This window comes from Sphingomonas quercus, assembly GCF_018863195.1.
GTDB lineage: Bacteria > Pseudomonadota > Alphaproteobacteria > Sphingomonadales > Sphingomonadaceae > Solisphingomonas > Solisphingomonas quercus.
This window is the reverse complement of record NZ_JAHKRT010000002.1, coordinates 367,410-379,753: the sequence shown is the minus strand read 5'-3', so window position 1 is coordinate 379,753 and position 12,344 is coordinate 367,410. Positions and strand designations below refer to the sequence as shown.

The 12,344-nt window shown below is 66.3% G+C and carries 7 protein-coding genes; 3 read left to right on the top strand and 4 right to left on the bottom strand.

All coding sequences use genetic code 11. The annotated features are described in order from the left end of the window. Positions 1–9 precede the first annotated feature (9 nt). Positions 10–1,392: a phosphoglucomutase/phosphomannomutase PgmG gene (gene pgmG / locus KOF26_RS04930; protein ID WP_216321034.1), complete on the top strand. Its 1,383-nt coding sequence runs from the start codon at positions 10–12 to the stop codon at positions 1,390–1,392. 64 nt (positions 1,393–1,456) lie between these two features. Here the strand turns inward: pgmG and KOF26_RS17285 are convergent, their stop codons facing one another. The 4 genes from KOF26_RS17285 to KOF26_RS04910 all read right to left on the bottom strand — a co-directional run bounded on the left by KOF26_RS17285 (position 1,457) and on the right by KOF26_RS04910 (position 8,246). Continuing rightward, positions 1,457–4,747, bottom strand: coding sequence for a calcium-binding protein (locus KOF26_RS17285; RefSeq protein WP_301183110.1), 3,291 nt, complete (start codon positions 4,745–4,747; stop codon positions 1,457–1,459). A 105-nt stretch (positions 4,748–4,852) separates the two neighbouring features. After that, positions 4,853–6,676 (bottom strand): glutamine--fructose-6-phosphate transaminase (isomerizing), encoded by a 1,824-nt coding sequence (gene glmS, locus KOF26_RS04920; RefSeq protein WP_216321031.1) that lies wholly within the window; start codon positions 6,674–6,676, stop codon positions 4,853–4,855. Positions 6,677–6,768: 92 nt separating this feature from the next. Beyond that, positions 6,769–7,284, bottom strand: coding sequence for a PEPxxWA-CTERM sorting domain-containing protein (locus KOF26_RS04915; protein WP_216321028.1), 516 nt, complete (start codon positions 7,282–7,284; stop codon positions 6,769–6,771). Between the two features lie 410 nt (positions 7,285–7,694). Next, entirely contained in the window at positions 7,695–8,246 is a 552-nt protein-coding gene (locus tag KOF26_RS04910) for a CAP domain-containing protein (RefSeq protein WP_253201100.1), read from the bottom strand. Positions 8,247–8,747: 501 nt separating this feature from the next. On the opposite strand from KOF26_RS04910, the gene KOF26_RS04905 reads away from it, so the two are divergent. Together KOF26_RS04905 and KOF26_RS04900 are read left to right on the top strand one after the other, a co-directional pair. Continuing rightward, positions 8,748–10,904 carry a type I secretion system permease/ATPase gene (locus tag KOF26_RS04905; protein WP_216321025.1) on the top strand — a complete coding sequence of 719 codons (2,157 nt, stop codon included), beginning with the start codon at positions 8,748–8,750 and terminating at the stop codon, positions 10,902–10,904. After that, complete coding sequence (locus tag KOF26_RS04900) at positions 10,901–12,295, top strand: HlyD family type I secretion periplasmic adaptor subunit (RefSeq protein ID WP_216321022.1); 1,395 nt, start codon at positions 10,901–10,903, stop codon at positions 12,293–12,295. The genes KOF26_RS04905 and KOF26_RS04900 overlap by 4 nt, the downstream gene beginning before the upstream one ends. Positions 12,296–12,344 lie beyond the last annotated feature (49 nt).

Below are 12,344 nucleotides of genomic sequence, written 5' to 3'. Positions count from 1 at the left end.
ACGCGCCCTGTGCCCCATAGCTTCGACCCCACTTCGCTCCGCGAATATGACATCCGTGGCGTGGTCGGCAAAACGCTGGGTCCGGCGGACGCGCATGCGATCGGACGCGGCTTCGCGACGCTGGTGCGTCGCGCTGGCGGCCGCCGGGTGGCGGTCGGCTATGATGGGCGCGTGTCCTCGCCGGTGCTCGAGGCGGCGCTGATCGAGGGGCTGACCCAGTCCGGCGTTGACGTGGTGCGGATCGGCCTGGGGCCGACGCCGATGCTCTATTTCGCCGAGGCGACGCTGGAGGTCGATGGCGGCATCCAGATCACCGGCAGCCATAATCCGGCCGATTATAACGGCTTCAAGATGGTGCTGCAGCACAAGCCCTTCTTCGGCGAGGACATCCAGACGATCGGCCGCATGGCCGCGAAGGGCGATTGGGACGACGGCGAGGGCCAGGTCACCAATGCCGATGTCGAGGATCTCTACGTCGACCGCCTGTTCGCCGGCTATTCGGGCGGCGAGTTCCGCATCGGCTGGGATGCCGGCAATGGCGCCGCCGGCCGCGTCATCGAGAAACTGGTGCGCCGCCTGCCGGGCCAGCATTTCACCCTGTTCACCGAGATTGACGGCAGTTTCCCCAATCACCATCCCGATCCCACCGAGGAGAAGAACCTCGCCGACCTCAAGGCGCTGGTCGCCGAGAAGGGGCTGGATTTCGGCCTCGCCTTCGACGGCGACGGCGATCGGCTGGGGGCGATCGACGGCCAGGGCCGGGTGGTGTGGGGCGACCAGCTGCTCGCCGTCCTCGCCGAGCCGGTGCTGCGCGCGGTGCCGGGCGCGACGATCATCGGCGACGTCAAGGCCAGCCAGGCCCTTTACGATCGCATCGCCGAGCTGGGCGGCCAGCCCCTGATGTGGAAGACCGGCCACAGCCTGATCAAGACCAAGATGAAGGAGACCGGTGCGCCGCTCGCCGGCGAGATGAGCGGCCACATCTTCTTCGCGCACGAATGGTATGGCTTCGACGACGCGCAATATGCCGCGGTGCGGCTGATCGGCGCGGTGCGCGCGCTGGGCGGCTCGCTGACCGCGATCAAGGACGCGATGCCGGTGATGATCAACACGCCGGAAATGCGTTTCCAGGTGTCGGAGGAGCGCAAATTTCCCGTGGTGCAGGAAGTGCTGGACCGGCTGGAGGCGAGCGGCGCCGAGGTCAACCGCACCGACGGCGCGCGCGTCAACACCGCGGACGGCTGGTGGCTGCTGCGTGCGTCGAACACTCAGGACGTGCTCGTCGCCCGTGCCGAGGCCCGCGACGAGGCGGGGCTGGAGCGCCTGCGCGCCCAGATCGACGAACAGCTCCGCCTGTCCGGCATCGAACCCGTGCTCTCCGCCGGCCATTGAGCCGATAAGCGAAAGGGGGAGCCCGGCGTCGGCCGGCCTCCCCCTTTGCCCCGATGACGGCCGATCAGAGGATGAAGTCGGTCGCCGCCAGGGTGCCGGTCTTGCTGTTCACGGTGAGGCTGTAGTCGGCCACGCCATCGCCGTTGAGATCGCCGGTGACGTCCAGATAGCCGGCATAGCTCGACACACGGATCTCGCCCGCCTTGCGGGTGAAGGCGCCGCCGCCGATGAACTTCTGCGCCACATTCTTGGGCAGGAGCGCGTCGAAGGCGGAGAGGTCGATCTTGTCGCCCTCGGCGCTGCTGAAGGCGAAGATGGTGTCGGTGTTGGCTCGCGCCGAGCCGAGGTCGCCCGGCGCGAAGACATAGCGATCGGCGCCGGCATCACCCTGCAGCCGGTCAGCGCCGGCGCCGCCCATGAGCGTGTCGTTGCCGGTGCTGCCGATCAGCATATCCGCGCCGGCACCCCCGATGAGCAGGTCATCGCCGTCATCACCCGAAAGCAGATCGTCCCCGTTGCCGCCGTCCAACGTGTCCGCGCCGGCACGGCCGTAGATCGTGTCCTTGCCGTCAAGGCCAAACAGCTGATCGCCGCCGCCGGCACCGGTCATCCGGTTGTCGAGCGCGTTGCCGGTGCCCTTTGTCCCGGCCGCATTGGTGATGGTGAGATTCTCCACCGTCCCGCCAAGCGTATAGGCGACACTGGTATAGACGATGTCCGTACCGCCGTCCGTCGCCTCGATAATCCGATCATCCGCATCGGCGACATAATAGCTGTCATCGCCATTGCCGCCGATCATCACGTCGGCGCCGGCATCGCCGCTCAACGTGTCGGCCCCGGCCCCGCCGATCAGCGTGTCGTTGCCGTCCTTGCCGGACAAGGAGTTGGCGGCGGAGCCGCCGGTGATGACGTTGGCCAGCGCGTTACCGACGCCCAGTTTGCCCTCGGCACCGCGAAACGTAAGGTTCTCAACCTCATTAGCGAGCGTGTACTTTGCCAAGGTAGTTACGACGATATCGAACCCGCCATTGAGCGCTTCGATCACAGCGTCGCCGCCATTGTCGACAAAGTAGGTGTCGTTGCCGAAGCCGCCGATCAGCCGGTCGGCGCCCAGGCCGCCGTCGAGCGTGTCATCACCGGCGCCACCAGTGATCGTGTTCGCTGCGTCATTGCCGGTGCCCGAAAAATTGCCCTGGCCAGCGAAGGTCAGCGCCTCGATTTCCGTACCAAGCCGGTAGCTGGCGAGCGTCGTGCGCACGGTATCGATGCCCGCGTTGGCTGCCTCGACCACCACATCACCAGCGTCTTCGACGATATAGGTGTCATTGCCCAGACCGCCGATCAGCGTGTCCACGCCGCCACCACCCGCGAGCGTGTCATTAGCGCTGTTGCCGCGGATGACATTGTTCAGGGCATTGCCCCTGCCGTTGGCGGCAAGTCCCATGGTGGTGAAGGTCAGATTCTCGACATTGTCGTCCAGCGTGTAACTGCCCAGCGAGGTCTGCACTTCGTCCGTCCCCGCCATCAGCAACTCGAGGACCATGTCCTTCGCGCTGTCGACGACATAGATGTCGTTGCCGAGGCCGCCCATCATCGTGTCGATGCCGGTGCCGCCGTTTAGCGAGTCGCTGCCATTTCCGCCGATCAGAATGTCGTTGCCTGCGGCGCCGAAGAGACGGCTCTGGCGGCCGCCGCCGGTGATCTTATTGCCGAGTGCATTGCCGGTGGCGGTGAAGACGCCCGCCGCCGCGCCATCATAGGTCACGTCGGAAAGGCCGCTCGCCATGACGTAAGAGGCCTCGGCCGTCTTCAGACTCGCGCTGCTCGGCGCTTGGTTGGCAAGCGCCACCAGTGCCTCATAGGTCGGACTGGTGTCATAAATGGTGTCCGTCGTGGCCCATGCGCCTCCCGTGTCATGGAAGATGTTGAGCAAGGTGCCGTCCGCGCTCTCGAAAGATTCGATGAACGAGTCGGTCACGCCGCCCATGCGCGGATCGCTCCTCAGGCGGGCATAGAAATCGGAAATTTCTACCCTTTGGTCGGCCGGAAAATCAGCAGTGTTGAGCTCGAGGCCGCCCTCGTAGGAGACGAGATCGAGGCCGTTCTGCGCCGCAATGTTTGACTGGTATTTGAACAATGGGACATTATCGGCGATCGAGGACTTGGCTTCCAGAAGCTTTCCGTCAAGGATCTCCTGAATCGCCGCGTCAATCCCCGCCTGGCCAGAACGGGCCCATTTGAGCACGGTCGCCAGATCATTGGCGCTGACTGCGCCGAGACCAAAATAGCTAGTAATCGCGTAGGAATCGAACAGGTCGGACGGTGCGCCCAGACCAGCCTTCGCAATACCTTGGAAGACGAAATTCTCGCCGCCGGTATTCACGGTCTGGGTCGAGATGACCGTGTTGACGCGATCTGCTTCGCCGCCGAACACCTGGTTGGCGATATTCGCGACCTGAGCCGAACGGTAGCCATAGTAGATGAAATTGCCACGGCCGACGCTGTCCTTGTCATTCACGCCGTCGCCATTGGCGTCCTTTCCCCATAGCTTGTCGGCTTGGTCCTGGGCATAACGCGCTTGGCGGAACGAGAAATTCCATACCTCGTTGGAATATTCGACATTGACCTTCAACGTCGGATCGAGATTGTCGCGAACATACTCCAACGTCTTGCGGACGAGATTATCATCCGCCTGCGCCGGGATATTGAGCCACATGTTGGTCTTGGTCTCGTTTGCGAGCCGTACCATAACCTCGATGGGGACACTGGCACTGGTCGAATTCGCCGCCCAGGACGCGCTGTCCAGCGTGGTGCGCTGCGACCAGGAGGTAAGGGTGTTGTTGTTGGTGTTCCCCCAGTCCATGTAGCGGATCGTGTCCCAATTTTCCGTCTTGGCTAGAAAATCGGGATTGAAGATTTCTCCCTTGTTGAAGAGATCAACCTGATCCTGGCGAACGATGTGGACATCGTTCAACGGGTTGGAACCATTGATACCACTGACCTTTAGCTGCATCATGTTCGAGCTGGTATTGTCGTATCGGAACACGATCTTGCCGGGCTCCGAGCTGATCACCTGTGCGCCCATCGGGCGGAAGCTCGCGTCGCCTTTGTAGGTCAGCACATAGGTATCGGTCATCGACATAGCGACCGGATCCAGCGCCACCATCACATAGAGGTTGCTGGCGCCGGCGGGCATGCCCGTCGGCCAGCCATTGGCGTCTACGTTCACAGCCGCGGACGTTCCCGCCGGCAGGCCTTGTGCCTGCCAGTTACCTGCAGCCTTAAAACGGTCGATGAAAGGGAACTGCGTGCTCCAGTAGTTCACTGGATTGAGATTCATGCCGATCGAAGTCATTTTTTTGGCCTGTCCGTGTGGAATGCAGGCCGATAAATCTCATGCTCCGCTTTGCGATTATGAAAAAGCTATGGTTAACAGCCCTTTCAGATTCCGCCTGACACTCTATTCCACCGTCACGGATTTGGCGAGATTGCGCGGCTGGTCGACATCCGTGCCCTTCGCCACCGCGACATGATAGGCGAGCAACTGCACCGGCACCGCGTAGACCAGCGGCGCGATCAGGGGATGGACCTTGGGCATGGTCAGCGTCGCCAGGCAATTCTCGCCGGCCTGCTCGACCCCGTCATAGTCTGAGATCAGAATCACCCGCCCGCCTCGTGCCTGCACCTCCTGCATGTTCGACACCGTCTTGTCGAACAGCGGCCCCGACGGGGCGATCACCACCACCGGCACCGATTCGTCGATCAGCGCGATCGGCCCGTGCTTCATCTCGCCGGCGGCATAGCCCTCGGCGTGGATGTAGCTGATCTCCTTGAGCTTCAGCGCGCCTTCCAGCGCCAGCGGATAGTCCGGCCCGCGGCCGAGATAGAGCACGTCGCGGGCATTGACGATCTGGGCGGCCACGGCCTCGATCGCCTCGTCATAGGCAAGCGCGGCATTGAGCGCGGCCGGCGCCTCCGACAGATGCCGGACGATGCGCCGCTCCTCCTCGTCGGACAGCCGGCCCTTGGCGCGGGCGAGATTGGCCGCGAACGCCGCCAGCACGGCAAGCTGGCAGGTGAAGGCCTTGGTCGAGGCGACGCCGATTTCCGGCCCGGCATGGGTGGGGAGCAGCAGGTCTGCCTCGCGCGCCATGGTCGAGGTCGGCACGTTGACAACCACGGCGATGGTCTGCCCGGCCTGCCGCGCATGGCGCAGAGCGGCGAGCGTGTCCGCCGTCTCGCCGGATTGCGAGATGAACAACGCCAGCCCGCCCGGCTCGAGCACCGGCTCGCGATAGCGGAACTCGGAGGCGACATCGATGTCGACCGGCACGCGGGCGAACTGCTCGAACCAATATTTGGCGACCATGCCGGCATAGAAGCTGGTGCCGCACGCGACGATCGTCACCCGGTTGACGGCGGTCAGGTCGAAATCGGCGGCGGGCATGGCGATCTCGCCTTCCAGCCGACGCACATAGGAGCGCAGCGTCTGGGCGACGACGATCGGCTGCTCGTAAATCTCCTTCAGCATGTAGTGGCGATGATTGCCCTTGGAGATCATCGCGCCCGACGCGCCGGAAATGGTGACGGCCCGCTCCACAGGCTGGTCGTCGCGGTCATAGACCTGCACGCCGTCGCGGGTGGCGACCACCCAGTCGCCTTCCTCCAGATAGGCGATGCGCTGGGTGAGCGGCGCGAGCGCGAGTGCGTCCGAGCCGAGATAGGTCTCTCCGTCGCCATGCCCCACGACCAGCGGCGAGCCGAGCCGCGCGCCGATCAGCAGATCGGGCCGCGAGCGGAACAGGATGGCAAGCGCGAAGGCGCCGTGCAGCCGCTTGAGGGTGAGGCGAACCGCCTCCACCGGGTCGACCCCCGCCTCGACCTGCTCGGAGATGAGATGGGCGACCACCTCGGTGTCGGTCTGGCTGGTGAACAGCCGACCGCGGGCGATCAGTTCGTCGCGCAGCGGCTTGAAATTCTCGATGATGCCATTGTGGACGACAGCCACCTCGCCGGTGGCGTGAGGGTGGGCATTGTCCTCGGTCGGCGCGCCATGGGTCGCCCAGCGGGTATGGGCGATGCCGGTCTTGCCGGGCAACGGCTCGGCGGCCAGCACGCGGGCGAGATTGTCGAGCTTGCCGGCGGCGCGCCGACGATCGATCACGCCGTCATGATCGGTGGCGATGCCGGCGGAATCATAGCCACGATATTCCAGCCGCCGCAGCCCGTCGAGAAGACGGGGCGTCACATCATCGTCACCGACAATCCCAATGATTCCGCACATCGCAATTCACCCCACGCCTGTGAACGGCCCGTCTCTAGGCGCGGGCGACGGCAAGGTCCATTGCGCTGCGGCGAAACCCGCCGCAGGGCGGATCACGCCTCCGGCGGGGCCGCCTTCAGCGCGGGCTGACGAAGCGCATAACGCGCCGCGCCGCCGATCAGCCCGAAGCCGACCAGCATCTGCACCCACGCGGTGGGCTCGGGAACGCCGGGAAACACCGGGCCGCCGGGGGGCGTGACGAGGAACGGCACACCGCTGCCGCCGCCGACCGGAAGCGGCGCGCGACTGGCCAGCTGCGGCAGATCGCTCATCCGGCCGAGGCTCGGCGTCTCGAAGGCGAGCGGGGTCGCCGGATTGTTGAGCGCGGCCGCGGTCAGCACCGGCTCGCATGGCGGCGCGGCCATGGCCGTCTGCACCGGAGCGGCGGAGGGCGCGTCCGGCTGGCGGACGCGGGTCTTGGGCAGCGCATAAGCGCGCGGCGTCGTCGCCCGGTGCACGGCCTCGCGGACCTGCGGCACGGCCATCGTGACGGCAACGCTTCCCGCCACGGGGCAGACGCAGGCCGCAACCAGCTTCGCCCCTTGCGATGCGGCAATAGTCTTGATCATCTTACCAGATTTCCCCGAAACCCCAGGCTGACCAATCGCCTAAACCGTCACTATGACCGCCAAAACTGAAGACGCAGTTACCGCGATCATACCGGCTTGCCGCTACCCGGCCCCCCGATCCCCGAACACCCGCCCGTTAGCATGACGAAATGTCGGGAAGCAGCGAATTTTGACTCGGTTCGCCGCTTTCCTGGAGTCCGGGACCGGATTGCAACATGCCTGCCCCCCGATAGCCCGACCGGGGAATTTTTGACAGATATAAAGATGGTTAGCGAAAATCCCGCCGCGCTGCAGTGCGCCGCGAACCGGCGACGGCGCGCAGCGCCCGCGGCGAATCGATCCGAAGCGGTTCTATCGGTGATACGGCAGAAATGCCGAAGGTGTTGCGGCCCCGGCCGGGTCCCGCACGATCAGAACGGCCATTCGCCGATGACGTTGCCGCCCTCCGCGTAGCGGCAGACGAAGAAGTCGTCGTGCCGGCCGCGCACCAGGGCGCAGCCAACCTCGCCGGACGAGCGCCACACCACCTGGGTGTAATGGCCGACATCCTCGAGATCGCCGGTGCGGCTGTTGGCCGGAAACAGGCCGGGGCGGAAATTCTTCTTCTCCGCGACCCACAGGCCGACCATCGATTCGAGGCTGTAATAGCCGCGTGTGCCCGCCCACAGATTCTCGCCCTGCGGATCGGGATCGCGCGGGTCGGTGGACGAATGGACGAGATAGCCGACGCGGGCGAGGTGCTCGCCCCATATGGCGGCGTCCCTGGCCAGCGCCTCGTTCCAGCGCATCGGCGCGATGCCCATGCCGGCGCGCTCCCGGTTATGCGCGGCGAGCACGCGCATCTCGAAATTGCCGGACTGGCTGCCGGTGGTCGCCAGCAGGGACGGGCTGAGCAGCGCCAGCCCGATCGCCAGCCCGATCCGACGCATCATCGCGGAAAGTCCGACACGGCGCGCGCCCATCACCAAAGCTCCGACATCTGGTTGTGATGCCGAAACGGATGTGCCCGATCGGGTAGCGGGGAAGCTGAAGAGGTTGGTTAACCACGATTTCAGCATCCGACTTAGGAAATGTTGGCAAAGCATTCGCGCTGAATAGAGCGCGCGGCCAAGCGCTCAGCGACTTGGCGACGAACCCGGATTTACCTCGCGACCAAGCCCCGTTCGAACGGCTGAACCACCCTTCGCGGCGACGAAATCGCCCCGGTCCGGCGACTTGTCCCGGGTTGGATCGGATCACCCCTGAAATGATGTCCGGTCGCTCGATTCGACGGCTTTATCGCGATGTTGACGATAATCGTCCGCGATACCCTGCGGGGATGGCCCGAAAAAAACTTCGCTAATGTTCGCGTTAACCAAAACTTTGATCTTATGCGCGAAACAAGCCGTGAAGCCCGGCGACTGAGGCTGTCGCTGGCGGGAGACAACCGGCATGTTGATGCTTACCCCCGCGGGAGGTGCTCGATGAGCGCCGCCCATCCCCATGCTTTCGCGGACGCCGAGCCGCTGGACGACAGCGCGCTGGAAGCGTTCGCCCGGCTGCTGGCGATCCACCGCATCGCGGTCGATCCGCGCCAGCTCCGGCACAGCCTTGGCCATGCCGATCGGGCCAGCGCGCAAGATCTGCTGCGGCTGGCGCTGACCATCGAGGGCGTCAAGGCCAAGCGCGTCACCGGCCAGCAGGGCAAGCTCAGCCGCCAGCCGCTGCCGGCGCTCGCCAACGGCCCGCAGGGCTGGTTCGTGATCGGCCGGCTGCTCGACGATGGCGTGCTCATCCAGTCCCCCGGCCAGCAGCCCCGCAAGATTGATCGCGACGAGATGGACGCGCTGTGGTCGGGCGAGTTGATCCTGCTCACCACCCGCGAATCCAGTGCTGGCCCGGCGCGCCGATTCGACATGCGCTGGTTCATCCCGCAGATCGTGCGCTATCGCCGGCTGATCGGCGAGGTGCTGCTGCTGACGCTGGCCATCAACCTGCTTGGCCTCGGCGGCCCGCTGCTATTCCAGACCGTGATCGACAAGGTGCTCGTCCACGACAGCCTGTCGACATTGTCGGTGCTGATGATCGCGCTGGTCGGCGTGTCGGTGTGGGAGACGGCGTTCGGCTGGATGCGCACGCGCCTTTATTCCGAGACCAGCCAGAAGATCGACGTCGAGCTCGGCGCCCGCCTGTTCCGGCACCTGCTGTCCCTCCCGCTCGGCTATTTCGAGGCCCGCCGCGTCGGCGACACCGTCACCCGCGTCCGCCAGCTGGAAACGATTCGCGAGTTCCTTACCAACGCGTCGCTGACCGTGCTGGTCGATCCGCTGTTCGCGATGGTCTTCCTGGTGGCGATGGCGGTCTATTCGCTGAAGCTGCTCGGCGTCGTCGCCATCAGCCTCGTCGCCTATGTCGTGGTCAGCCAGCTCGTCACCGGCCCGCTGCGCGAGCGGCTGAATGAGAAGTTCGAGCGGGGCTCGGCCTCGCAGGCGCTGCTCACCGAGAGCGTCACCGGCATCCACACCGTCAAGGCCGCCGCCGTCGAGCCGCAATGGCAGGAGCGCTGGGAACGCCAGCTCGCCGGCTATTCCGCCGCCTCGCAGCGCGTCATCAACCTCAACAACAGCGGCAGCCAGGCGATCCAGCTCATCTCCAAGCTGACCCTGGCGGCGATCCTCTATTTCGGGGCGCGCGAGGTGATCGGCGGTGCGCTGACCATCGGCGGGCTGGTCGCGTTCAACATGTTCGCCCAGCGCGTTTCCGGCCCGGTGGTGCGCATGGCGCAGCTCTGGCAGGATTTCCAGCAGGTCCGCGTTTCGGTCGAGCGGCTCGGCGACGTGCTCAACACCGCGCCCGAGCCGACCGGGGCGAGCGGCGTGGCGCTGCCCGCGATCAAGGGCCATGTCCGCTTCGAGGACGTCCGCTTCCGCTATGCGGCGGAAGGCCCGGCGACGCTCGACGGCATCTCGCTGGACATCCCGTCGGGCAGCTCGATCGGCATCGTCGGCTCATCGGGCTCAGGCAAGTCGACGCTCGCCAAGCTCCTCCAGCGGCTCTACATGCCGGCCTCCGGCCGGGTGCTGATCGACGATGTCGACGTGGCGCAGGCCGATCCCGCCTGGCTGCGCCGCCAGATCGGCGTGGTGCTGCAGGAGAACCTGCTGTTCAATCGCACGATCCGCGAGAATATCGCGCTCGCCAATCCGGCGATGCCGGTCGAGCGGGTGATCCAGGCGGCCAAGCTCGCCGGCGCACACGAGTTCATCCTGCGCCTGCCCCAGGGCTATGACACGCCGGTGGTGGAGCGCGGCGCGAACCTGTCCGGCGGCCAGCGCCAGCGCATCGCCATTGCCCGCGCGCTGGTCACCAATCCGCGCATCCTGATCTTCGACGAGGCGACCTCCGCGCTCGACGCGGAAAGCGAGGAGATCGTCCAGCGCAACCTTGCCGCGATCGCCAAGGGCCGCACCGTCATCATCATCGCCCATCGCCTGTCGGCGATCCGCAGCTGCGACCGGATCGTCGCGCTGGAGGCCGGCCGCGTCATCGAGAGCGGCAGCCACCATGAACTGCTCGCCGCCGGCGGCCGCTATGCCGCGCTGCATCACCGCCAGATGGGCACCAAGGGACTCGCCGCATGAACGCGCTCGTTGAACATGTGAATATCGCCCGCTCGGCGCTCCGCCACGAGCGCGAGATGGCCCGCAAGGCGATCCGCGTCGAGGAGACGGCGTTTCTCCCCGCCGCGCTCGAGCTGATCGAGCGGCCGGTGTCGCCGATGATCCGGCTCACCGCGCGCGTGCTGCTCGCCGGGCTGGTGTTCCTCGTCGCCTGGATGGCGCTGGGCCGCATCGACATCGTCGCCACCGCCCGCGGCAAGGTCATCCCGTCGGACAATGTGAAGCTGGTCCAGCCCGCCTTCCAGGGCGTCGTCCGCCGCATCCTCGTCCACGAAGGGCAGACGGTGGCCAAGGGCCAGCCGCTGGTGATGCTCGATGCGACCGAATCCACCGCCGATGCCGCCCAGGCGCGCAAGGCGATGGAGGAGGCCGAGCTGGATGCCGCCCGGGCCCGCGCGATATTGTCCGGGCTGGACGGCCACGGCGTCGTCTTCCGCGCGCCGGCCGGCGTCGAGGCCGCCGTCGCCGCCACCCAGGCGCAGCTCGCCCGGGCGCAATATGCCCAGATCACCGCCGATGCCGCGATGCAGGCGAGCGACGCCCGCGCCGCCGCCGCCGCGGTCAGCGAGGCGCGCCAGCAGGCCGAGAAGCTCGACGAGACGCTGCCGCTGCTCGATGAGCAGATCGCCGCAAACGAGACCCTGCTCACCAAGGGTTATGTCTCCAAGCTCAAGGTGATCGAGATGCGTCGCCAGCGCATGGCGTCCGCCCGCGATCGCGACATCGCAATGAAGACGGCGGTCCGCGCCCAGGCGCAGCTCGCCGCCGCCGGCAGCGGCGTCGCCAAGTCCCGTGCCGCCGCGCGCGCCGCGATCCTCGCCGATCTCGTCAAGGCCGAGGCCGACGCCAAGCTGCGCAAGGAAGAGCTGGTCAAGGCGGACAACCGCTCCGGCCTGCAGACGCTCGTGGCACCCGTCGCCGGCGTGGTCACCGCCCTCCAGCTCCACACCGAGGGCGGCGTGGCGGAGGCGACCCGCCCGATCATGTCGATCGTGCCGTCCGCCGGTGGCGTCATCGTCGAGGCGCAGGTGCTGAGCCGCGACATTGGCTTCGTGCGGGCCGGACAGGCCGTCTCGGTGAAGCTCGACGCCTTTCCCTTCACCCGCCACGGCACCGTGCCCGGCCATGTCGAGAGCGTCAGTGCCGATGCGCAGGACGTGGAGAAGCTGGGTCCGGTCTACACCGCCCGCATCCGGCTCGACCGCGCCACCATCGACCGCGGCGACCGCGTCGTGCCGCTGATCCCGGGCATGGCCGCCGCCGTCGACATCAAGACCGGCAAGCGCACCATCCTCGACTATCTGCTGAGCCCGATCGACGCCGCGCGCATGGAGGCGGGGCGGGAGCGGTAGCGCCGCCTCCCGCCGCTCGCCCCGGGCTTGTCGGGAAAGCGCCGCGCCG

Excerpts from the sequence above, each read along its gene's own strand:
- KOF26_RS04905 (WP_216321025.1), top strand. The coding sequence starts at position 8,748 with ATGAGCGCCGCCCATCCCCATGCTTTCGCGGACGCCGAGCCGCTGGAC.
- KOF26_RS04910 (WP_253201100.1), bottom strand. The coding sequence starts at position 8,246 with ATGGGCGCGCGCCGTGTCGGACTTTCCGCGATGATGCGTCGGATCGGG.
- KOF26_RS04900 (WP_216321022.1), top strand. The coding sequence starts at position 10,901 with ATGAACGCGCTCGTTGAACATGTGAATATCGCCCGCTCGGCGCTCCGC.
- KOF26_RS04915 (WP_216321028.1), bottom strand. The coding sequence starts at position 7,284 with ATGATCAAGACTATTGCCGCATCGCAAGGGGCGAAGCTGGTTGCGGCC.
- KOF26_RS17285 (WP_301183110.1), bottom strand. The coding sequence starts at position 4,747 with ATGACTTCGATCGGCATGAATCTCAATCCAGTGAACTACTGGAGCACG.
- glmS (WP_216321031.1), bottom strand. The coding sequence starts at position 6,676 with ATGTGCGGAATCATTGGGATTGTCGGTGACGATGATGTGACGCCCCGT.